At 66.4% G+C, this 22,644-nt stretch carries 19 protein-coding genes; 10 read left to right on the top strand and 9 right to left on the bottom strand.

The genetic code is table 11. The features are described 5' to 3' along the window. Positions 1 to 99: 99 nt before the first annotated feature. From ASE89_RS08760 to yaaA, 4 genes are all read right to left on the bottom strand, one after another. Complete coding sequence (locus ASE89_RS08760; RefSeq protein ID WP_056676157.1) at positions 100 to 450, bottom strand: DUF952 domain-containing protein; 351 nt, start codon at positions 448 to 450, stop codon at positions 100 to 102. After that, a complete protein-coding gene (gene gyrA, locus ASE89_RS08755) occupies positions 447 to 3,227 on the bottom strand; it encodes a DNA gyrase subunit A (RefSeq protein WP_056676154.1) in 2,781 nt (926 codons plus the stop codon). Before gyrA ends, ASE89_RS08760 begins: the two co-directional genes overlap by 4 nt. Before the next feature lie 198 nt (positions 3,228 to 3,425). Then, positions 3,426 to 4,112 carry an SDR family NAD(P)-dependent oxidoreductase gene (locus ASE89_RS08750; RefSeq protein WP_056676150.1) on the bottom strand — a complete coding sequence of 229 codons (687 nt, stop codon included), beginning with the start codon at positions 4,110 to 4,112 and terminating at the stop codon, positions 3,426 to 3,428. Then, positions 4,109 to 4,858 (bottom strand): peroxide stress protein YaaA, encoded by a 750-nt coding sequence (gene yaaA, locus ASE89_RS08745; RefSeq protein WP_056676147.1) that lies wholly within the window; start codon positions 4,856 to 4,858, stop codon positions 4,109 to 4,111. Before yaaA ends, ASE89_RS08750 begins: the two co-directional genes overlap by 4 nt. Before the next feature lie 163 nt (positions 4,859 to 5,021). Between yaaA and ASE89_RS08740 the strand changes: the two genes are divergently transcribed. Beyond that, entirely contained in the window at positions 5,022 to 6,314 is a 1,293-nt protein-coding gene (locus tag ASE89_RS08740; protein WP_056676144.1) for a hypothetical protein, read from the top strand. Between the two features lie 100 nt (positions 6,315 to 6,414). Here ASE89_RS08740 and ASE89_RS08735 read toward each other — a convergent pair whose 3' ends face one another. Continuing rightward, a complete protein-coding gene (locus tag ASE89_RS08735) occupies positions 6,415 to 6,882 on the bottom strand; it encodes an Lrp/AsnC family transcriptional regulator (protein WP_031393257.1) in 468 nt (155 codons plus the stop codon). A 195-nt stretch (positions 6,883 to 7,077) separates the two neighbouring features. Here ASE89_RS08735 and ASE89_RS08730 point away from each other — a divergent pair, with 195 nt between their 5' ends. Genes ASE89_RS08730 through ASE89_RS08720 form a run of 3 tightly spaced genes read left to right on the top strand, consistent with a single transcriptional unit; the run spans position 7,078 to position 10,441 of the window. After that, positions 7,078 to 8,895 (top strand): histidine kinase dimerization/phospho-acceptor domain-containing protein, encoded by a 1,818-nt coding sequence (locus tag ASE89_RS08730; protein WP_236701681.1) that lies wholly within the window; start codon positions 7,078 to 7,080, stop codon positions 8,893 to 8,895. Continuing rightward, complete coding sequence (locus ASE89_RS08725; protein WP_236701680.1) at positions 8,892 to 9,878, top strand: polysaccharide deacetylase family protein; 987 nt, start codon at positions 8,892 to 8,894, stop codon at positions 9,876 to 9,878. The genes ASE89_RS08730 and ASE89_RS08725 overlap by 4 nt, the downstream gene beginning before the upstream one ends. Further along, entirely contained in the window at positions 9,875 to 10,441 is a 567-nt protein-coding gene (locus ASE89_RS08720) for a DNA-3-methyladenine glycosylase I (RefSeq protein ID WP_082451344.1), read from the top strand. Before ASE89_RS08725 ends, ASE89_RS08720 begins: the two co-directional genes overlap by 4 nt. Before the next feature lie 22 nt (positions 10,442 to 10,463). Here the strand turns inward: ASE89_RS08720 and ASE89_RS08715 are convergent, their stop codons facing one another. Further along, on the bottom strand, positions 10,464 to 10,733 hold the full coding sequence (locus ASE89_RS08715; RefSeq protein ID WP_031439915.1) for a hypothetical protein: 270 nt from the start codon (positions 10,731 to 10,733) through the stop codon (positions 10,464 to 10,466). Positions 10,734 to 10,864: 131 nt separating this feature from the next. Between ASE89_RS08715 and ASE89_RS08710 the strand changes: the two genes are divergently transcribed. The 6 genes from ASE89_RS08710 to ASE89_RS08685 all read left to right on the top strand — a co-directional run bounded on the left by ASE89_RS08710 (position 10,865) and on the right by ASE89_RS08685 (position 20,614). Then, on the top strand, positions 10,865 to 13,081 hold the full coding sequence (locus tag ASE89_RS08710) for a ribonuclease R family protein (RefSeq protein WP_056676138.1): 2,217 nt from the start codon (positions 10,865 to 10,867) through the stop codon (positions 13,079 to 13,081). A 71-nt stretch (positions 13,082 to 13,152) separates the two neighbouring features. After that, entirely contained in the window at positions 13,153 to 14,976 is a 1,824-nt protein-coding gene (lepA, locus tag ASE89_RS08705; protein WP_031395119.1) for a translation elongation factor 4, read from the top strand. A gap of 109 nt (positions 14,977 to 15,085) precedes the next feature. Then, positions 15,086 to 18,484: a polysaccharide deacetylase family protein gene (locus tag ASE89_RS08700; RefSeq protein WP_056676136.1), complete on the top strand. Its 3,399-nt coding sequence runs from the start codon at positions 15,086 to 15,088 to the stop codon at positions 18,482 to 18,484. A 74-nt stretch (positions 18,485 to 18,558) separates the two neighbouring features. Further along, on the top strand, positions 18,559 to 19,320 hold the full coding sequence (modA, locus tag ASE89_RS08695; protein WP_056676485.1) for a molybdate ABC transporter substrate-binding protein: 762 nt from the start codon (positions 18,559 to 18,561) through the stop codon (positions 19,318 to 19,320). Continuing rightward, positions 19,321 to 20,025 carry a molybdate ABC transporter permease subunit gene (modB, locus tag ASE89_RS08690; protein ID WP_037530133.1) on the top strand — a complete coding sequence of 235 codons (705 nt, stop codon included), beginning with the start codon at positions 19,321 to 19,323 and terminating at the stop codon, positions 20,023 to 20,025. Continuing rightward, on the top strand, positions 20,015 to 20,614 hold the full coding sequence (locus tag ASE89_RS08685; protein WP_056676133.1) for an ATP-binding cassette domain-containing protein: 600 nt from the start codon (positions 20,015 to 20,017) through the stop codon (positions 20,612 to 20,614). The genes modB and ASE89_RS08685 overlap by 11 nt, the downstream gene beginning before the upstream one ends. Positions 20,615 to 20,679: 65 nt before the next feature. On the opposite strand, the gene rpsI is transcribed toward ASE89_RS08685, so the two are convergent. From rpsI to ASE89_RS08670, 3 genes are all read right to left on the bottom strand, one after another. Further along, positions 20,680 to 21,237, bottom strand: coding sequence for a 30S ribosomal protein S9 (gene rpsI, locus ASE89_RS08680; protein ID WP_043157976.1), 558 nt, complete (start codon positions 21,235 to 21,237; stop codon positions 20,680 to 20,682). Beyond that, positions 21,238 to 21,717: a 50S ribosomal protein L13 gene (gene rplM / locus ASE89_RS08675; RefSeq protein ID WP_037530138.1), complete on the bottom strand. Its 480-nt coding sequence runs from the start codon at positions 21,715 to 21,717 to the stop codon at positions 21,238 to 21,240. It lies immediately after the preceding gene. 115 nt (positions 21,718 to 21,832) lie between these two features. Next, positions 21,833 to 22,644 (bottom strand): COX15/CtaA family protein (locus ASE89_RS08670; protein ID WP_236701679.1); only part of this gene is annotated, 812 nt, incomplete at its 5' end.

Here is a 22,644-nt window from a genome sequence, read left to right as displayed (position 1 = left end):
GGGTAACGGAGGGGCGGTCTGAACGACGGTCGTCGCTGCCGCCCCCTCGGTCAGGCTCTGCCTGCCACCTCCCCCTTGCGGGGGAGGATGGTCAGGGCTTCAGCCGGCTACGGGCAGCTTAACCTGGCCGGCATCGTCGCGTTCGAGCGGGCTGTAGGACAGCACCGTCTCGAGCAGCAGTGGACCGTTATAGATGTGCGGGAAGAGCTGGCCGCCGCGTGATTCCTCCCAGGTCACGTCGTCGCCGATCGCTTCGAGATCGACCGCGGCGACGTACAGGTCGGATTGACCCGCGAAATGCTTGTCGACCGTCTCGGTCAGCTGCGCCGCGGTCGAGAGATGGATATAACCATCCGCCAGATCGACCGGCGCGCCGGCGAAGCTGCCGCTTTCCAGCGACGCCAGCTGCTCGCCTGTCAGCACCTTGTAGGCGATAGGATCGCGGCTCATTCGCCGTCCTCCTGGCCTTCGGTCGGATCGCCCGCCGCCGTGTCTTCGCCGATCGTCGCGCCGGTGTCGGGCGCCAGCTCTGGCGTTGCGTCGGCCAAGTTTACTTCGGCGTCTTCCTCGGTTTCCTCGATCCGCGCGGCCGAAACGACATGCTCGCCCTTCGCCACGTCGAACAGCTTCACGCCGGCCGAATTACGGCTGATGACGCGCAGCGATGCAAGCGTCGTGCGGATCAGCTTGGCCTGGTTGGTCACCAGCATCAGCTGATGGCCCTTGGCCGCGGCGAAGCTCGCCACGACCTGGCCATTGCGCGCGATATTGTCGATGTTGGTGATGCCCTGACCACCGCGACCCGTGCGGCGATAGTCGTACGCGCTCGACAGCTTGCCATAGCCGTTCTCGCAAACCGTCAGGATGAACTGCTCGCGATCCTTGAGATCATTGTAGCGTTCGTCACCCATCCCGTGATCACCCTCGCGCTCGCCCTTCCAGGGGGCGAACTTCAGGTACGTCTCGCGTTCTTCCGGAGTCGCGCCGACACGGTGAAGGACCGACAGCGAGATGACCTCGTCGTCGCCCTTCAGCGTCACGCCGCGCACGCCGGTCGATGTGCGGCTCTGGAACTCGCGGACGTCGTCGCCGGCAAACCGGATCGCCTTGCCAAGGCGTGTCGCGAGCAGCACGTCGTCATGCTCGGTAAGCAACGCGACGCCGATCAGCTTGTCCTCCGAACCCTCTTCGAAGCGCATCGCGATCTTGCCGTTCGACGGCACGTTGGTGAACGCATCCATCGCGTTGCGGCGCACGAGCCCGCGCTGCGTCGCGAACATCACGTGCAGGCGGCTCCACTCGCTCAGATCCTCCGGCAGCGGGAGAACGGTCGAGATCGTCTCGCCCGGCGCCAGCGGCAGCAGATTGATCATCGGGCGCCCACGGGTTGCTGGGCCACCCTCGGGCAGGCGCCAGACCTTGTAGCGATAGACCTTGCCGAGGTTCGAGAAGAACAGCACCGGCGTGTGCGTCGAGGTGACGAACAGCTCGGTGACGACATCCTCGTCCTTCGTCGACATGCCCGCGCGGCCCTTGCCGCCGCGTGCCTGCGCACGGAATGTGTCGAGGCTGGTGCGCTTGATATAGCCCTGCATGGTCACGGTGACGACCATGTCCTCGCGCTCGATAAGATCCTCGTCGTCGATGCCGTTCGCGGCCGCGGCGATCTCGGACCGGCGCGGGGTCGCGAATTCGTCGCGGATCGCGATCAGCTCGCCGCGCATCACCTCGTACAGCTTGGCGCGATCGGCGAGGATGTGGAGCAGTTCGGCGATCGATGCCGCGAGCGTCTTCAGCTCGTCGCCGATCTCGTCGCGACCCAGCGCGGTGAGGCGGTGGAGACGCAGATCGAGGATCGCGCGGACCTGCGGCTCGGACAGCTTGTAGATGCCCTCCTGCTGCTTGTCCTCGACCGCCTCGACCAGCGCGATGTACGGCGCGATCTCGGCGACCGGCCATTCGCGCGCGAGCAATTTGCCGCGTGCTTCGGCGGGGCTCGACGATCCGCGGATGATGCGGACGACTTCGTCGAGATTGGTGACCGCGATGACGAGGCCGAGCAACAGATGCGCGCGCTCGCGGGCCTTGGCGAGCTCGAACTTCGAGCGGCGGGTGATAACCTGCTCGCGGAAGGTGATGAACGCGCCGATGATGTCGCGCAGATTCAGCAGCTCGGGGCGGCCGCCGCGGATCGCGAGCATGTTGGCGGGGAAGCTGGACTGTGCGGGGGTGTGCCGCCAGAGCTGGTTCAGTACCACGTCGGGGGTCGCGTCGCGCTTCAGGTCGATGACGATGCGCACGCCCATGCGGCTCGATTCGTCGCGAATGTCGCTGACGCCCTCGATACGCTTGTCCTTGGCGGCTTCGGCGATCTTCTCGACCAGGCCGTTCTTGCCGGTCTGGAACGGGATTTCGGTTAGCACGATCGAGCGACGGTCGCCCTTGCCCTCCTCAACGACGTGGCGCGAGCGGACGATGATCGAGCCGCGGCCGGTCTCATAGGCGGACTTCGCGCCCGCACGGCCGAGGATGATCGCGCCGGTCGGGAAATCGGGGCCGGGGACGATCTCGAACAGTTCCTCGGTCGTGATCGCGCCATTGTCCATATAGGCGAGGCACGCGGCGATCACTTCGCCGAGGTTATGCGGCGGGATGTTGGTCGCCATGCCGACCGCGATGCCGCCTGCGCCGTTGACGAGCAAATTGGGGAAGCGCGCCGGCAACACCGACGGCTCGCGCTCCGAGCCGTCGTAATTCGGCGTGAAGTCGACCGTATCCTTGTCGAGATCGCCAAGCAGCGCGTTGGCGACCTTGCCGAGGCGTGCCTCGGTGTAGCGCATCGCCGCGGGTGGATCGGGATCCATCGAGCCGAAGTTGCCCTGACCGTCGATCAGCGGCACGCGCATCGACCAGTCCTGGGTCATGCGGGCCAACGCGTCGTAGATCGAGCTGTCGCCGTGCGGGTGATATTTACCCATCACGTCACCGACGATACGCGCCGACTTGCGATAGGGCTTGCCCGCGACGAAGCCGCTCTCGTGCGCGCCATAGAGGATGCGGCGATGAACGGGTTTCAGGCCGTCGCGGACGTCGGGGAGCGCGCGCGCGACGATCACGCTCATCGCATAGTCGAGATAGCTCGACTTCATCTCGTCGACGATCGAGATGGTGGCAATGCCGGCTGGCTCGCCGCCGGTGGGTTCGGCGAGCATGGTCTCGTCGGTCAAATCTGAAGGCTTTCGGCTTGTTTCGGTACGATGACACACCTTAGCCGAGGGGGGACCACCTTACTACCCCCGCGCACGCGTACGCGCGGGGAGAGGAGAGGTTTCATCGGTATTTGCGGGTGATTGCCGGTTGTCGGCACGATGCGTTTTACCAGCGTTCGCTGGGGTGACGGACTTCAGGGCGGGCGAAGGCCCGGGTCAGGGGGTAATCTCGACCCCGTCCCAGGCGAACAGCTTCCCGCTGTCGGGCGCGCGGAGGCCGTCGATCACGTCGAGCAGCTGGACCGCCGCCCGGTCCGGCTTGAACAGCGTGCCGGGCGTCACATTGCCCTGGAACGGCTGCGACAGGCCGGTGTCGACCGTGCCTGGATGAAGCCCGACGACGATGCCGCTCGAATTGCGGCGCTTGTCCTCGATCGCGATCGTGCGGACGAGCTGGTTGAGCGCCGCCTTCGACGCGCGATAGCCGTACCAGCCACCGAGCTTGTTGTCGCCGATGCTGCCGACCCGCGCCGAGAGGACCGCGAACACGATCCGCCCCGCCTTGGGCATCGTCGGCAGGAAATGCTTGGCGACCAAAGCGGGACCGATCGCGTTGATCGCGAAGTTGCGCGCCATCCACACCGGATCGAGATCGCGCATCGCCTTTTCAGGCCCCTTGTCGCCCGCATGGAGCAAGCCCGTCGCTACGATCACGAGCGTCGGCGATCCGACCTTCGTTGCAGCCGCGACAATGCTCGCTTCATCCTCCAGGTCCAGATGGCGATCACCATCGGCCGACCGCGAGAAGCCGTGGACGGCATCGAATGTGCCCTCGTCGCGCAGCGCCTCTTCCAGCGCTTTGCCGATCCCGCCCGAGGCGCCGATGACGACCGCGCTGCTCATCGGCGAACGAACCGCCACTGCGCGTCGGTACTGCCAGCCGCGTCATAGGCATAGCCGTCGGTGTCGAAGCCCTTCATCCCCTCGATATCGTCGATGCGGTGCTCGAGCATCCAGCGCGCCGCCATCCCGCGCGCCATCTTGGCGTGGAAGCTGACGAATTTCTGGGCCTCCCCCTCGCGGAAATCGAACGCGACGACGCGGATCCCGGCAGGCAGCTTGCCATCGGCCGCCGCCCAATATTCCTGGCTGGCGAGATTGAGGATCGTCCCCGAGCCTTCGGCCGCGACGTCCTCGGCCAGAAGCTTTGCGATCCGGTCGCGCCACCAGTCGGTTAGCTTCTTCTGACGGGGTGCCCAGCGTGTCCCCATTTCGAGCCGATAGGGGCGCATCGCATCGAGCGGACGGAGCAGGCCGTAAAGCCCGGAAAGCATACGCAGATGATCCTGCGCATAGTCCACCGCCGCCTCGTCGAGCGTCTTCGCGTCGAGCCCGGTATAGACGTCGCCCGCGAACGCGAACAGCGCGGGGCGTTCGGGCAGCGTGTCGAAATCGCTGAACCGGTCGGCATTGAGCTTCGCGAGCGCCGGCGAGATGTGCATCAGCTCGCTCAGCCGCTTCTGCGTCAGATGCGCCGCCGCATGCGCGAGCGTCGTCGCCTCGTCGGCGAACCGCGGCTGGGTGGGGGTGACGGAGGGCAGGGCGGTCTCATAGTCGAGCGTCTTGGCGGGCGAGAGGACGGCGATCATGCGGGTCACCTAGCCGTGCAACCCGGCGCGTTCAATCGGCGTTCAGTGCGCGGGACACATAAGGCGTGTCTTCACCCTGATTCCCGCTGCTTGCTTGAACGCAATCGGCCACACCCATATAGCGTCGCGCCAAGTCGCAGATACGCACGAGGAGAGTTCCCGCATGAAGACCATTTCGAAACTCGCACTGGCCGCGGTGCTCGCCACCGGGGTGAACGGCATGGCACTTAGCGTTCCGGCCATGGCCAAGGACAAGAAGGAAGAGGCCAAGGGCGGTCTCAAGCTGAGCCCCGAGGTCCTGAAGGCCGCGCAGGTCGCACAGCCCGCGATCGCTGCGAAGGATTTCGCCGCCGCAGAGCCCGCGCTCGCGCAGATCGACGCAGCCGCGAAGACCGACGACGACAAATATATCGGCGCCGCGCTGCGCTATGATCTGGAACAGCAGAAGCTGGCCGCCGCACAGGCCGCCAACCCCAATGCTCCGATCAACGAGACGGTCCTGGCCGGGCCGCTCGACGTGCTGATCGCCAATCCGAGCACGCCTGCCGACATGCGCGGGCGCTATACCTATCGTCGCGGCGCGCTCGCGTTCAACGGCAAGCAGTATCCGGTCGCGATCCAGTATTTCCAGAAGGCCAAGGCGCTCGGCTTCACCGATCCCAACCTCGACCTCCAGATCGTTAAGGCGAAGATGGAAAGCGGCGACGTGAAGAGCGGCCTTGCCGATCTCGACGCGTCGGTGACGGCATCGACCGCGGCCGGTCAGAAGGCACCCGAGGATTTCTATCGCTATGCGATCAGCAAGGCCAATGCCGCCAAGCTGAAGCCCGAGACGTTCGCCTGGCTGCAGAAATACGCGGTGGCCTATCCCTCGCCCAAGACGTGGCGCGACGTGATCGTAACGTTCGGCCTTCAGCAGAACGGCGTCGTCACGCTCGACGAGACGCAGAAGATCGACCTGTTCCGGCTGATGCGCCAGACCAAGTCGCTCGCCGATCAGAACGACTATCTTGAATATGCGGACAGCGTGAACCGTCGCGGTCTGCCGAGCGAGGCGCAGGCCGTGCTCAAGGAAGGCATGGCTGCGGGCAAGATCCCTGCGACCAACACCATGGCGAAGACCCTGCTGGCGGATACCGGCACGGCGATCCGCAACGACGGCCCCCTGTCCGGGCTCGAGAAGAAGGCTGCGAGCAACGCTGATGGCAAGCTGGCTGCCGGCACTGCTGACGCCTATCTGGGTCAGGACAATTACGCCAAGGCGATCGAACTCTATCGCCTCGCGCTCAGCAAGGGCGGTGTGAATGCCGACGACGTCAACCTGCATCTCGGCATCGCGCAGGCGAAGTCGGGCGACAAGGCTGGTGCCGCGACCTCGTTCGCAGCGGTGAAGACCACGCCGCGTTTGGAGACGGCGCAGCTCTGGACGGCCTGGATGAACGCCCCCGCCGCCTGAGCGGGTGGCAGGAATGGAAAAGGGGGCGGCAGCGATGCCGTCCCCTTTTTTTGTGCCCCGCGTCGGAGGGGGCGCCGCGGATGCCGCGTTGAGCTTGAGTCTAGTCGAGCGTGACGGGAATGCCGGACAGCGCCTTGGCGGTGCGGATCGTCAGCGAGGTCTTCACGCTGGCGACATTGGGGGCAGGGGTCAGGTGCGTGGTCAGGATTTCTTGGAAGCTCTTCAGGTCGGCGGCGACGATCTTTAGGATGAAGTCGATCTCGCCGTTGAGCATGTGGCATTCGCGGATCTCGGGAATGTCGGCAATATGCGTTTCGAACGCGGCTAGGTCGTGCTCGGCCTGACTGCGCAGGCTGACCATCGCGAAGACGGTGATCGGGAAGCCAAGGCGGCCGGCGTCGAGGTCGGCATGATAGCCGCGGATCGCGCCCGCTTCTTCCAGCGCTCGGACGCGGCGCAGGCATGGCGGCGCGGTCAGCCCGACCTGGTCTGCCAGGTCGACATTGGTCATCCGACCGTCGGCCTGCAGAAGCGACAGGATCTGACGATCGATCCGGTCAAAACTCATTACGTGTAACTCCCATGAAACGCGTCAAACACGGCGATCGACCCTCCATAGCGATAAGATTGTTGCGGCGAAACGCAATTGTCCCACATCGCCACGGCATAACCATGCACGCCAATTCTGTTGTTCCTTCCAAGGCCGCGTCGGGGTATGACACCTTGATGACGCAGGCGGTGCAGCGTCCATTCGGGGAACTCCGTGCGCTTCGACGACAGCCTGAAGACCGTGCTATCTGCCGACATGGCCACGGATTTCGGTGCTCAATCGGCGTGGCGTCAGATGGTCGACCTGATCGGCCGCGGGCGTAGCCCGGCCGATGCTGAGTCGCTGGCCCGGTTGCAGGCGCTGCGCAAGCTGGTCCCTGACACGGTTCGCGCGGCAAGCGCGCGTGCGCTGGCGTTTGCGAAGCCCGATGTCGCACTGGTAGGGTTTTTTGCCGAAGACACCTTGGCGATCGCCGCCCCCGTGTTGCGGACCGCGATGCTGCCGGCGGATGACTGGCTTGCTCTGCTGCCTCAGCTGACCCCGGCGGGCCGATCCGTTCTGCGGCATCGGAGAGATCTGCCCGAGCCCGTCTGCCGCGGTCTTGAGAGTTTCGGATCGACCGATTTCGTCCTCGCGCATCATCCGGCGCCGTCCGAGGATGCTCCCGCGATCAACTCCGGTGCAGAGGTGCAGCTTTCTGTCGATGACGCGGTGCCCGCCCCTGCCGTCGAGGCTCCAGCGGAATCACCGTCGTGTCCGACCATGCCGCGCACCGCGTCGCCCTTTGTCACGCTCGGCGCGATCGCGCGCGGTCTGCCGGTCGTGGCCGAAGCGCTGCGCCACGCGGCGGTACCGGCGACCGACGTCGCGCCCGAGCCCGTCGCGAAGCCCGAGCGGTTCGAGATTTCCGACCTCGTCAAACGCATTGACGCGTTCAATCGCGACCGGATCGTGCCTGACGCGACGGACTTTGCCGCGGAGGTTGCCGACAGCTTCCGCTACGAAACCGATCCGACGGGCGTGATCCGCTGGGTCGACGGCGTGTCGCGCACGGCGCTGGTTGGCGCCTCGCTGGCCTATGCCGCCGTTCAGGGTGAGGTTCAGATCGACGGAGTCGCGGCAGGCGCCTACCGGCGGCGCTCCGCCTTCGACGCGGCGCGGCTCCAGATTGGCGGTCTGTCGAGCGCTGCCGGTGCATGGCGTATTTCGGGTGTTCCGGCCTTCGATCCCGCATCGGGGCGGTTTACCGGGTTTCGCGGCACCGCCCGCCGGCCGCGCCGCGACGAGGTCGCGTCGCTCGGGGAGCCGTTGGCCGCGCCCAAGTCGCCGGTTTCCGATTCGTTGCGGCAACTGGTGCACGAGTTGCGCACGCCGACCAATGCGATTGCGGGCTTCGCCGAACTGATCGAGACCGAATTGCTCGGCCCGGTCCCTGCAACCTATCGCGAACGCGCGGCGATGATCCGGAGCCAGGCGTCCGAACTGCTGGCCGCGATCGAGGATCTGGATACCGCGGCACGGATCGAAGGCGATGCGCTCGAGCTGCGCCCGACGATCGTGCCCGTCCTGCCGTTGCTCGACGGCGTGGTGCGTGACCTCGCGCCGCTGGCAGCGTTGCGCGGCGCCCAGGTCGTCATCGATCCGTCGGCGGCCCATTGCGACATCGCCGGTGACGACCTTGCGGTCGAACGGCTGGTGGGGCGCCTGCTGGCGACCCTCGTATCGGCCTGCAGCGCGGACGAGATGCTGATGGTCGCGGTCCTGTGCTGCGGCGATACGGTGGCGCTGCGCTTTGACCGGCCTCGCGCGATGGCGGTGCACGACACGAACATCCTGCTGAGCATCGACAACGACCGCGGTCACGAGCGCGATGGCGCCCCGTTGCTGGGTACCGGATTTGCGCTGCGGCTGGCGCAGAATTTTGCGGTCGAACTGGGTGGGCACATGGCGTTCGAGGCCGAACACATCATCCTCACGCTACCTGCCGTCGCGGCCGAACGGATGGAGCGCGTTCTCGACCGGTTTCGGTGAACGACGCGCGGTACAGGCTGGCTTCACCGCCGGACCCCATCGTCTGGCGTCCGGGTTTCGCACCGCGCTACACGCTGTTCGTCGATGTCGAGGAGGAGTTCGACTGGACCGCGCCGTTCGAGCGTACGCGACATTCGACGAGTGCGATGGCGGCATTCCCCGACGCGCATGCGCGGTTCCGCGAGCAGGGCGTCGCGCTGACCTGTCTGGTCGATTATCCGATCGTCGACGATCCCGCCGCCGTCGAGATCCTGCGCGACGTCGTTGCCGATGGCCGGTCGGAGATCGGCGCGCAGTTGCACCCCTGGGTCAACCCGCCCTTTGGAGAGCCGCTGACCCCGGCGATGAGCTTTGCGGGCAATCTTCCCGAAGGCCTCGAAGCCGCGAAGCTCCGCTTTCTCACCGACGCGATTGCTGCGGCGTTCGGTCGACGCCCGCGTGCCTATCGCGCCGGTCGCTACGGGGTTGGCCCGGACACGTTCGCGACACTCACGGCGCTCGGCTATCGCCTCGATAGCTCGGTCCGGCCCGGCTATGACTATTCAGCCGAGGGCGGGCCAGACTTTTCGTCGAGCGACCCGCGTCCCTGCCGCCGGGGCGCGCTTCTCAGCGTGCCGTTGTCGACGCTTTATGTCGGCGCGCTGCGTGGTCACGGTGCGGGACTGTATCGCGCGCTGGGGCGGGTGCCCTATGCGCGCGGTGTCGCGTCGCGACTGGGCCTGCTGTCGCGGGTCGCGTTGACGCCGGAGGACATGCCGATCGGCGCCGCGCTGGAGGCGGTGACGATCGCGGTGGGCGAGGGGGTCGAACTGCTCAATTTCGCGTTCCATTCACCGTCGCTCGTCCCCGGCAACACGCCCTATGTCCGCGACGCCGCCGATCTGCGCGCGTTCCATGACTGGTGGTCGGCGATGCTGACCCGGCTCGACCGGCTGGGCGTGCGCAATGCGTCGCTCGACGACATCCTGGAGAATGCTTTGTGACGACGCACCCTTCGCGCTGTGGCTGGGCGGGGCATGATCCGCTGATGTGCGCCTATCACGACACCGACTGGGGCGTTCCCGAACGCGACGGACGCGCGCTCTGGGAGAAGCTGATGCTCGACGGTTTCCAGGCGGGACTTGCCTGGATCACCGTGTTGCGCAAGCGCGAGGCGTTTCGCGCCGCCTTTGCCGGGTTCGACCCGGAACAGGTCGCGCGCTTCGACGAGGCGGACATCGCCCGGCTGATGGGGAACGCCGGCATCATCCGGTCGCGGGCCAAGATCGAGTCGACGATCGGCGGCGCGCGCGCGGTCCTCACGATGCGCGATGCGGGGCTGGACTTCGCGACCTATTGCTGGTCGTTTACCGATGGCAAGGTGCTGATCGGCGACGGTACCAAGCTGGTCACGCAATCGGCATTGTCGGCCCAAATCGCAGCCGATCTCAAGAGTCGTGGGTTCAAGTTCGTCGGTCCGACGATCGTCTATGCCTGGATGCAGGCGGTAGGCATCGTCAACGACCATGAAGCGACGTGCTTCCGACGCGCGGAGCTCGGCGGCTAGGACGCGACAGGTCGGCGCGTGGTCAGAACGCGCGCCGGTGCTTTCCGCCATAGCGACGGCCGATATAGTCGCCGATATGCGCGACCTCGATCGCCGCTTCGCGCACTGCGCCGTTCTGGCAGGGCATCGGGTCGCTGGCCGGTTCGGCGGCGCGGCGCTGGACCGTGGCGCAAAGCTCCTCGATGTCGGCGCGCGACAGAATGTTCTTCTCGCGCAACAGGCAGATCAGGCTTTGCAGGATGACGAGGTTCTTGTCCTCGGGATCGGCTTCGAGCCGTAGCGGCGTCGTCACTGTCTCTCTCCTTATGTTTATCCGGTGATGATATGCTCATGGGGTTCAGGCGCAAGGATTGATTTTCGCTGTGTTGCAAAGGCTTGCCGGTAACGGGTGACGCATCGCCCTACGCACCCTATCTGGTGGGGATGTACAAACCGAAAGCCGGTCTTCCGACCCGCCAGCAGATCCTGGACTTCATCGCGTCGTCGGACGTCCCCGCGGGCAAACGCGAAATCGCCAAGGGCTTTGGCCTGAGTGCGCAGGACAAGATCGGACTGAAGGCGTTGCTGAAGGACATGGCGGACGAGGGGCTGATCGACAGCGCCCCCGGCCGCGCGTTCCACAAGATGGGCGGCGTGCCGAAGGTCACCGTGCTGCGGATCGCCGACGTCGACGATGCCGGCAATGTCTGGGCGGTCCCCGAGCGCTGGGAGGCCGAGGGCGTGCCACCGCCGCGGCTGCGCGTGCGCGAACGCAAGCGCGGGGCGCTGGGGGTCGGCGAGCGGATCCTCGCGCGGACCGAGGAGGCCGGCAATGGCTGGACCGCGCATCCGATGAAGGTGCTCGCGCCGGCATCCGAACAGGTGCTGGGCGTGCTGCGCGAGGAGGCGGGGCGGCTGTGGCTGACCGGCGTCGACAAGCGCGAGCGGCGTGAGTTCGCGGTTGCCGATGCCGGCGGCGCCGCGCCGGGCGATCTGGTGCTGGCCGAACTGGCGGGCAAGCCGCCGCGGATCGCCGCGCGGGTCGTCAACAAGCTGGGCGACCCGTTCGCCGCGCGCAGTTTCTCGCTGATCGCGATCCACAAGCACGGCATCCCCGACGTATTCGCGATCGAGGCGATCGACGAGGCCAAGCGCGTCGCGCAGCTCCCGCTCGGCGACGACCGGGAAGATCTGCGCCACCTGCCGATCGTCGCGATCGACCCGGAAGATGCGCGCGATCATGACGACGCGGTCTGGGCGCAGGCGGACGAGGATCCGGCCAATGCCGGCGGCTGGAAGGCGATCGTCGCGATCGCCGATGTCAGCTTCTACGTGCGGCCCAAGTCCGAAATCGACCGCGAGGCGCGACGTCGTGGCAATTCGGTCTATTTCCCCGACCGCGTCGTGCCGATGCTGCCCGAGATCCTCTCGGCGGACGTCTGTTCGCTGAAGGAGGGCGAGGATCGCGCCGCGCTCGCCTGTCACCTCGTGATCGGCAAGGACGGGTCGCTCAAGTCGTGGCGCTTCACCCGGGCAGTGGTGCGGATCGCGGCGAACCTCGCTTATGAGGAGGCGCAGGCCGCTATCGACGGGACGCTGGCGCTCGACATGACCGAGACGGTGCTGAAGCCGCTCTGGGGCTGCTGGGCGTCGCTGGCGAAGGCCCGCGATGCGCGCGCGCCACTCGACCTCGACCTGCCCGAGCGGCGGGTGGTGCTCGACGAGAGGGGGCGGATCATGTCGGTCGCACCGCGCGAGCGGCTCGATGCGCACCGGCTGATCGAGGACTACATGATCGCGGCCAACGTCGCCGCGGCCAAGGCGCTCGAGGGCAAGAAGGCGCCGGTCATGTACCGCGACCATGAGCCGCCGAGCCGCGAGAAGCTGATGGCGCTGAAGGATTATCTCGAGACGTTCGGGGTGCCGTTCGCGCTGGGGCAGGTCATCCGGCCAGCGACGTTCAACCATGTGCTCGAGCGGATCGGCGACGCCGACTTCCGGCCACAGGTGATGGAGCAGGTGCTGCGCACTCAGACCCAGGCTTATTACAGCCCCGCCAATCATGGGCATTTCGGGCTGGGGCTTGGCAGCTATGCGCATTTCACCTCGCCGATCCGCCGTTATGCCGATCTGATCGTGCATCGATCGCTCGTCGCGGCCTATGGCCTGGGGGCAGGCGGGTTGCCCGCCGAGGATGCAGCCGGGATGGAGGCGATCGGCGAGACGATCAGCCGACTCGAACGCCGTGCGATGGAGGCCGAGCGCGACACGATCGACCGCTATGTCGCCTCGTTCCTCTCCGAACGCGTCGGCCAGATCATGGAAGTGCGGATCACCGGCGTCACCAATTTCGGATTCTTCGCGACCGTCGAGGGAATCGGCGGGGACGGGCTGATGCCGGTGCGCGACCTTGGCGGCGAGTATTTCCGTTTCGACGAGGCGGCGCGGACGCTGGTCGGCGAAGACAGCGGCGACGTCTATGCGCAGGGGCAGATGCTCGACCTCAAGCTCGCCGAGGCGAACCCCGTATCGGGCGCGTTGCGCTTCGAAATGCCCGAGGGGAAGGGGGCCGCAGGACCGGCACGCGCGCGCAAGCCGGGCCGCGAGATCAAGCGGCGCGGGCGTCCGGCGAACATCCGGCACCAGGGAAAGCGACGCTGATTGTGATCCCCGTTGCCACGGATGATGCGGAAGCTTTGGCATAAGCCCGGCGAGGTGCTAACGGCGCGCGCATGACGACCGAATTGTCCCGCATCCGCAACTTCTCCATCATCGCGCATATCGACCATGGCAAGTCGACGCTCGCCGATCGACTGATCCAGCAAACCGGCGGCCTGACCGCGCGCGAAATGTCCGAGCAGGTGCTCGACAACATGGACATCGAGAAGGAACGCGGGATCACGATCAAGGCGCAGACCGTGCGCCTGGCTTACCGCGCGAAGGACGGCGAGGATTACGTCCTCAACCTGATGGACACGCCGGGGCATGTCGACTTCGCCTATGAGGTGAGCCGCAGCCTCGCCGCCTGCGAGGGCGCGCTGCTGGTCGTCGACGCGGCGCAGGGCGTCGAGGCGCAGACGCTCGCCAACGTCTATCAGTCGATCGAACATGATCACGAGATCGTGCCGGTCATCAACAAGATCGATCTTCCCGCCGCCGAACCCGAGAAGGTCCGCAAGGAAATCGAGGACGTGATCGGCATCGACGCGTCCGGCGCGGTGCTCGCATCGGCCAAGTCGGGCATCGGCATCGAGGACATCCTCGAGGCGATCGTCACGAAGATCCCGCCGCCCAAGGGTGATCCCGAGGCACCGCTGAAGGCCATGCTCGTCGACAGCTGGTACGATCCGTATCTCGGCGTCGTCATCCTCGTGCGCGTGATCGACGGCGTCCTGAAGAAGGGCCAGCAGATCAAGTTCATGCAGACCGGCACGATGCATCTGGTCGACCGGGTCGGGTGTTTCCGCCCCAAGATCGAGCAGCTAACCGAGCTCGGCACGGGCGAGATGGGCTTCATCACCGCGCAGATCAAAGAGGTCGCGCAGACGCGCGTCGGCGACACGATCACCGATGCGAAGCGGCCGGCGCTGGAAGCGCTGGCGGGCTTCAAGGAAGTCCAGCCGGTGGTGTTCTGCGGGATGTTCCCGGTCGACGCCGCCGAGTTCGAAAAGCTGCGAGAGTCGATCTCGAAGCTGCGCCTCAACGATGCGAGCTTCTCGTTTGAGATGGAGACGTCGGCGGCGCTGGGCTTCGGCTTCCGCTGCGGGTTCCTCGGGCTGCTCCATCTGGAGATCATCCAGGAGCGCCTGACGCGCGAATATGACCTCGACCTCATCACCACCGCGCCGTCGGTGGTGTACGAGATCGAGCTGACCCACCCCGATCCCGCGGGCACGACGCATATCGAGCTGCACAACCCCGCCGACATGCCCGAGCCGAACAAGATCGCAACGATCAGCGAGCCGTGGATCGAGGCCACGATCTACGTCCCCGACGAATATCTCGGCAGCGTGCTCAAGCTCTGCCAGGACCGCCGTGGGATCCAGAAGAACCTGACCTATGTCGGCGGCCGCGCACAGGCGACCTACGAGCTGCCGCTCAACGAGGTCGTGTTCGATTTCTACGACCGGCTGAAGTCGATGTCGAAGGGCTATGCGAGCTTCGACTATCACCAGATTGGCTATCGTGAGGGCGACCTCGTCAAGATGGGCATCCTGGTCAACGAGGAGCCGGTCGACGCGCTGAGCATGATCGTCCACCGCGGCACCGCCGAGGTACGCGGTCGCGGGATGGTCGAGCGGCTGAAGGACCTGATCCCGCGTCACCTGTTCAAGATCCCGATCCAGGCAGCGATCGGCGGCAAGGTGATCGCTCGCGAGACGATCAGCGCGATGCGCAAGGACGTGACCGCCAAATGCTATGGCGGCGACGCGAGCCGCAAAAAGAAGCTTTTGGAAAAACAGAAGAAGGGCAAGCTGAAGATGCGCGAATATGGGTCGGTCAGCATCCCGCAGGAGGCATTCATCGCCGCGCTGCGGATGGGCGACGACTCCTGATCGGGTGTTCTCTTTCAGGCTGACGTGACGGATTTGTCATTGTCCCGATCGGTTGCAGGCATGAATGGTGGTGCATGGCGCGCGATCCTGGGGTCGGATAGCGTTGGTCATGGCACTGCATCCTGTTTTCTACGACGCTAGCGGTCGGCGTCGTCGTCGTTTCGCATTGGGTGTCATCGCGTTCGTCGCGCTCGTTTTATTGTCGGTGGCGGTGTTCGCCGTGTCGATCGGCGCGGTCCCGGCGGCACCGTTGCTGCCGTTCGAGCCCGAGCATCCCGGTCTCCACCGTCTTCCGGCACCGCATAGCGGCGTGATCGGCCGGGCGCAGCGCAGCATCGATTATTACGGCAAGGCGCTGTTCGGTGGCCCCACCGCGGGCGCCGGCAAGGCGGGTGCGAAGGGGGGCGTCGGACAGGCACCGCGCGCGACCAACCCGCGGCTGGCCATCGCCTTCCACGTGCCCTGGGACGAATCGAGCGTGGCGAGCCTTGCCCGGCATGTCGAACAACTCGACTGGGTCATTCCCGGCTGGGTGTCGGTGACCGGGGCCGACCACCGGATCACCGTGTTCCGCGATGTCGCGGGCCGCGCGGTGCTCAATCGTGCGATCCATCGCCCGGTGATCCTGCCGATGGTGCAGAACGCCAAGGACGGCGACTGGGACGGCGCGGGCAGCGCCGCGCTGTTTGCGGACGCGAGCGCCCGGCATGCCTTTCTCGATCGGCTGGTCCCGTTCCTTGCGGCGAACCATGCAGGCGGCGCCTTTTTCGATTTCGAAAGCCTGCCCGCGGGTGCGCAGGCGAACTATCGCCTGTTTCTTGCCGAGGCGAAGGCGCGATTCGCGCCGCGCGGCTGGGTTGTCGCGATCGCCGCGCCGGTCGGGAGTGCGGACTGGGACATGCGCGCCTATGCGCGCGTGACCGACAAGATCTTCCTGATGGCCTATGACGAGCATGAGACGAGCGGACCGGCCGGGCCGATCGCATCGCAGCGGTGGTTCGCACGGTCGGTCGCGGATGCCGCGCGCGGTGTCGCCCCCTCCAAGCTGGTCGTCGCGTTCGGCTCCTATGCCTATGACTGGCATGACCGTGGCGGCGATGCGCTGGGCGTCGAGGAGGCATGGCAGGCCGCATCCGATTCAGGCACCGTCCCGACGTTCGACAAGGGCAGCGGCACCAGCAGCTTCGCCTATGCCGATGGCGGGACCCTGCATCAGGTATGGCTGCTCGATGCGGCGAGCGCGTATAACGAGCTGGCCTTTCTTCAAAAGGCGGGGGTGCAGAGTTTCGCGCTGTGGCGGCTTGGGTCGGAGGATCCGGCGCTCTGGTCGATCTTCGGGCGCAACCATCGCCGATTGCCCGACCTGCGTGCGATCAACATGACCCCGGCCGGGACGAATGTCGATATCGAGGGCAATGGCGAGATCCTGAAGATCGGGTCGACGCCGGTGTCGGGGCTGCGTGATACGGTCGCGGCTGCCGACGGGACGATCGCGGACGTCCGCTTCACGCGCATGCCCTCGCCCTACGTCGTCCAGCGTACGGGCTACAGCCCGCGAGCGCTTGCGCTCACTTTCGACGATGGGCCGGACGCCGAATGGACGCCGCAGATCCTGGATATCCTCAAGCGCAAGCACGTGCCGGCGACATTCTTCGTGGTGGGCGAGAATGCGCTGACGCAGCGGAGCCTGCTCGAACGCATGGTGGCCGAAGGGCATGAGGTCGGCAGCCACACCTATACACACCCCAATCTGGCGACGGTATCGGGGCGCCAGGTCGGGTTCGAGCTCAACACGACACAGCGACTGTTCCAGGCGTTCACCGGGCGATCGCTCCGCCTGTTCCGCGCACCCTATTTCGGCGATGCCGAGCCGAGCACCGCGGACGAGATCAAGCCGGCACTCGAGGCGCAGCAGCGCGGCTATGTATCGGTAGGCCTGCACGTCGATCCCGACGACTGGAAGCGTCCGGGCACCGCGGCGATCATCGACCGCACGATTGCACAGGTCGCGGAGGGATCGCCCGAACGCAGCGCCAACATCATCCTGCTGCACGATGCGGGCGGCAACCGCGCGCAGACCGTCGCGGCGCTGCCGGTGATCATCGATCGGTTGCAGGCGATGGGCTATCACTTCGTGCCCGTCTCGGCGCTGGCCGGGCTGACGCGCGATGCGGCGATGCCCGTGATATCCTCGAGCGACCGGGTCGCGGCGGTCGCGGATCTTGCGCTGTTCAGCACGCTGGGTGGGCTGGTAATCGGCCTGCGCTGGATCTTCGGGATCGCGATCACGATCGGCATCCTTCGTGCGCTCGCGCTGTCGGCACTGGCGCTGATCCAGGCACGGCGCGAATTGCGGACGGTGTTCCCGGCGATCGATCCGGCCCGATTCGTCACGGTGATGATCCCGGCGTTCAACGAGGAACGCGTGATCGTCCGCGCGGTCGAGGGCGTGCTGGCGTCGACCGATGTCGTGGTCGAGGTGATTGTGATCGATGACGGGTCGAGCGATGGCACGAGCCAGGCCGTCGCCACCGCCTTTGCCGGCGACGCGCGGGTGCGGCTCATGACTCTGGCGAACGGCGGCAAGGCGCGTGCGCTGAACCGCGGGATGGCCGCGGCGCGCGGTGACATCGTCATCGCACTCGACGCCGATACGCAGTTCGAGCCGCTGACGATCGCACGGCTGGCGCGGTGGTTCGACGACCCGGCGCTGGGGGCGGTCGCGGGCAATGCGAAGGTCGGCAACCGGGTCAATCTGATCACGCGGTGGCAGGCGCTCGAATATATCACCGCGCAGAATCTCGAGCGTCGCGCGCTCGCGCGGCTGAACGCGATGACCGTCGTGCCGGGCGCGGTCGGCGCGTGGCGACTGGCAGCAATTCGCGCGGTCGGCGGCTATCCCGACGATACGCTGGCCGAGGACCAGGATCTGACGATCGCGATCCAGCGCGCGGGGTGGACGGTCCAGTATGACCAGTTCGCGATCGCCTGGACCGAAGCGCCCGAGACGCTGCGCGCGCTCGCCAAGCAGCGGTTCCGCTGGGCGTTCGGGACGCTCCAGTGCCTGTGGAAGCATCGCTCGGCGATCGGCCGCAGCCAGCCGCGCGGGCTTGGCTGGGTGGGGCTGCCCCAGGCGATCGTGTTCCAGATCCTGCTGGCGGCGATCTCGCCGATCATCGACCTCGCGCTACTCGTCAGTGTCGCAACGACCTATGTCGCGGTCTCGGCGCATGGCTGGGCACAGAGCAGCCATGATCTGCAGACCATGCTGACCTATTGGCTGATCTTCACCGCGATCGACCTGCTCGCGGCGACGATCGCGTTCGCACTCGAGCGACGCGAGCGGTGGAGGCTGCTCTGGCTGCTGATTCCGCAGCGGATCGGCTATCGCCAGGTCATGTACTATGTCGTGCTCAAGGCGCTCGCCCAGGCCCTGCGCGGACCGATGGTGGGCTGGGGCAAGCTTGCCCGGACGGGGCGCGTGACGGCGCCCTCCGGGGCGGAATGAACCCCATGTCCGTTGTGGCGTTCAGCGGGCGGCATATTATAGCGCCGTGATCGTTGGCGGCCTGAGGGGACATGATGAAGTATCCGGTATTGCTCGCCATGCTGGCCGTCGGCGGCGTCGCGACGGGCGCCGACGCTGCGCAGCGCGCGGCACCGCTCGTGCTGGCGGCGGCGAGCCTGCAGGAATCGATGACCGCGGCCGCCGATGCGTGGGCGGCAAAGGGGCATGTGCGCCCGACGATCTCGTTCGCGGCCTCGTCGGCGCTGGCACGGCAGGTCGAGGCCGGTGCGACGGCGGACCTGTTCGTGTCCGCGGACGAGGACTGGATGAACGAGCTGGCAAAGCGCCGCCTGATCGTCCCTGCGTCGCGCTTGACGTTCCTGGGCAACCGGCTGGTCGTCGCGGCGGCGGCGGGGACGACGGTGCGGATCCCGTCACGTCCGCCCACTGCGCTTGCGCGGGTCCTGACCGCGGGGCCACTCGCGATGGCGGATACGCCCGTGCCCGCGGGGCGGTACGGCCAGGAGGCGCTGGAGGCGCTCGGCGTATGGAAACAGGTCGCGCCGCGCGTCGTGCGCGCCGAAAACGTCCGCGCGACGCTGGCGCTCGTCGAGCGCGGCGCGGCACCTTTGGGGATCGTCTATGCGACCGATGCCAAGGCATCGACGCGTGTCAGGATCGCGGGCGTGTTTCCCGCATCGACGCATCCCGCCATCACCTATCCGATCGCCCGGTTGTCGACGTCGCGCAATCCGGAAGCCGAGGCGTTCCGCCGGTTCCTGACATCGCGTCAGGGCAAGGCGATCTTCGTGCGTTACGGCTTTTCGGCGCGCTGAGTGACGGATGGGTTCGTCCTGACACCGGCGGAATGGGGGATCGTCGGTCTGTCGTTGAAGGTCGGCGCCGTCGCGATGCTGATCACATTGCCGATCGCGTTCGGCTTCGCCTGGCTGCTGGCCCGCGTACGGTTTCCCGGGCGGATCCTCGTCGATGCGGTGATCCACCTGCCGCTCGTCGTGCCGCCGGTCGTGACGGGGTGGCTGCTGCTGCTCGCCTTTGCGCCGAACGGGCCGGTCGGCGGGTGGCTGCAGTCGTGGTTCGGGGTCAGCGTACTTTTCCGTTGGACCGGTGCGGCGATCGCAGCGGGGGTCATGGCACTGCCGCTGATGGTGCGCGCGATGCGGCTGTCGATCGAGGCGGTCGATGCAAGGCTTGAGAGTGCGGCGCGGACGCTGGGCGCGGGGCCGTGGCGGGTGTTCTGGACGGTCACGCTGCCGCTGAGCGTACCGGGCGTGCTCGCGGGCGCGGTGCTGGGCTTTGCGCGATCGATCGGCGAGTTCGGTGCGACGATCACCTTCGTCTCCAACGTGCCGGGCGAGACGCAGACGCTGCCGCTGGCGATCTATTCGGCACTTCAGCAGCCGGGCGCGGAGATGCTGGTATGGCGGCTCTCGGCGATTTCGGTCGCGCTATCGCTGATCGCACTGGTCGCGTCCGAACTGCTGACGCGGCGCGCGGGCAGGGGGCTGCATGTCCTTTGAAATCGACGTCCGCAAGCGTCTGGGCGATGCCGCGGTCGCGCTGACGCTGGCGGCGGGCGACGGCGCGACGGTGCTGTTCGGACCGTCCGGCGTCGGCAAGACCAGCATCCTGAAGATGGTCGCCGGGCTGCTCACGCCGGACCAGGGCCGCATCGTCGTCGATGGCGTCACGCTGTTCGGGGAGGGCATCAACCTGCCACCGGAACACCGCCGTGCGGGCTATGTGTTTCAGGAAGCGCGGCTTTTCCCGCATCTGAAGGTGCGCGCTAACCTGCTTTACGGCGCCGGCCGCGACACGTCGGGGTTCGAGGAGCGGATCGGCTTCCTGGGGATCGCGCATCTGCTCGACCGCTGGCCGCGGTCGCTATCGGGCGGCGAAGCGCAGCGTGTGGCGATCGGACGGGCATTGCTCAGCAACCCGCGCTTCCTGCTGCTCGACGAGCCGCTGGCGTCGCTCGACCGACCGCGCCGCGAGGAGATCGTCCGCGTGATCGAGCATCTGCGCGATACGATGCGCCTGCCGATCCTGATGGTGACCCACGACCCCGACGAGGCCGCACGGATCGGCACCCGCGTCGTGCGAATGTAGCGCAGGCATGAAAAAAGGCGGCCCGGGAAAACCCGGACCGCCTCTTTCGTAGTTCGGTAAAGCGTTTAGCGCTTTGAGAACTGGAAGCTACGACGGGCCTTCGCCTTGCCGTACTTCTTACGCTCGACGACGCGGCTGTCGCGCGTCAGGAAGCCTGCAGCCTTGACCGATGCACGCAGCACCGGCTCGAAGCGGGTCAGCGCCTGGCTGATGCCATGCTTGACCGCGCCGGCCTGACCCGAAAGGCCACCACCCTTGACGGTGCAGACGACGTCATACTGACCTTCGCGCTCGGTGATACCGAACACCTGGTTGATGACGAGACGCAACGTCGGACGTGCGAAATACACTTCCTGGTCACGACCGTTGATCGTGATCTTGCCGGTGCCGGGCTTGACCCAGACGCGGGCGACGGCGTCCTTGCGACGGCCGGTCGCATAGGCGCGACCCTGCTTGTCGAGGATCTGCTCGCGGAGCGGCATAGGCTCGCGGACCGGCTCGTTCGAGACGGGCGCTGCGATGTCGCCTTCGCTGGTCGGCAGCGACTGTGCGGCCGGAGCAGCCGGTGCGGGCTGGTTGGTCAGGCTCGCGAGATCGGCGAGCGACTGGCGGTTGTCGGTCATTTACGCACCCACCTTGTTCTTGCGATTCATGCTGGCGATGTCGAGAACCTCGGGGTTCTGCGCCTCATGCGGATGCTCGGTACCCTTGAAGATACGCAGGTTGCGCATCTGCTCACGGCCAAGCGGGCCGCGCGGGATCATGCGCTCAACGGCCTTTTCGAGAACGCGCTCCGGGAAGCGGCCGTCGAGAACCTTGGCGGCAGTGATGCCCTTGATGCCGCCGGCATAACCGGTGTGCTTGTAATAGACCTTCTTCGCGGCCTTGTTGCCGGTGAAGCGGATCTTGTCGGCATTGATCACGACGACGTTGTCACCGCAATCGACATGCGGGGTGAACGACGTCTTGTGCTTGCCGCGCAGGACGTTGGCGATGATCGACGCTGCGCGACCGACCACCAGATCCTCGGCATCAACGATATGCCATTTCTTCTCCACCTCGTGCGGCTTGGCCGACTTGGTGGTCTTCATGAGCGCCTTCATGGGGCTGAGACCTTTGCTGAAACGATATGCGCCGCCACGACGGACGGCGCTAACGAGGCGGCAATGGCGAAAAGGGGTGTTTAAGTCAAGCTTTCCGCCGGTTTCATGGCGGGTATCATGATACCTTGGACGGATTGCCGAGGCGGTGCGCGGCAAATACCGTGGCGATCAGCAACAGCGCGGCGTTGGCCTGATGCGCGACCGCGACATGGATGGCGACGCCGGTCATAAGCGTCGCGATCCCCAGAAAGACCTGCAGCGTGACGAGCCCGACCACCCAGAAGCCGGCGCGCGAACCGTGCTGCGTCGCGCGGACCGCGAGCCAGACGAGCCCGGCAGCGGTTGCGAAAGCGAGCCACCGGTGAATGAACTGCACGACGATCGGGTTGTCGACCGCGTTGATCCAGCCGGGTGACAGCATCGGGACGCCGCCCGGGAATAGGCTGTCACCCATCAGCGGCCAGCTTGCAAAGGCATAACCAGCGTCGAGCCCTGCGGTGAACGCGCCATAGACCAGCTGAACGAACAGCAGCGCAAACGCAGTGATCGCGATCGGCATGAGGCGGGCTGGCGCCGCAAGCTTCGAGCGGTGGAGTGCGATCAGGTCCAGCGCCGTCCAGACGATGCCGGCGAGCGTGACGAGCGCGGTCATCAGATGGACCGCCAGACGAATGTGGCTGACGTCGGTGCGAACGGATAGCCCGGACTTCACCATCCACCAGCCGACAGCGCCCTGAAGCGCACCGAGCGCCAGCAGCGCGCCGAGTCGCCAGCCATAGCCGACCGGAATCGCCCGGCGCACTGCGAACCATACTAGCGGAATCGCGAACGCCGCGCCGATCGTCCGTGCCAGCGCGCGGTGGAGATATTCCCAGAAGAAGATCGCCTTGAACCCGTCGAGCGTCATGCCACTGTTGAGCTGGCTAT

This window comes from Sphingomonas sp. Leaf30 (assembly GCF_001422525.1).
Classification (GTDB): Bacteria; Pseudomonadota; Alphaproteobacteria; order Sphingomonadales; family Sphingomonadaceae; genus Sphingomonas; species Sphingomonas aerolata.
Note: the sequence above shows the minus strand (reverse complement) of the source record. Positions and strands in the feature narration are given on the sequence as shown.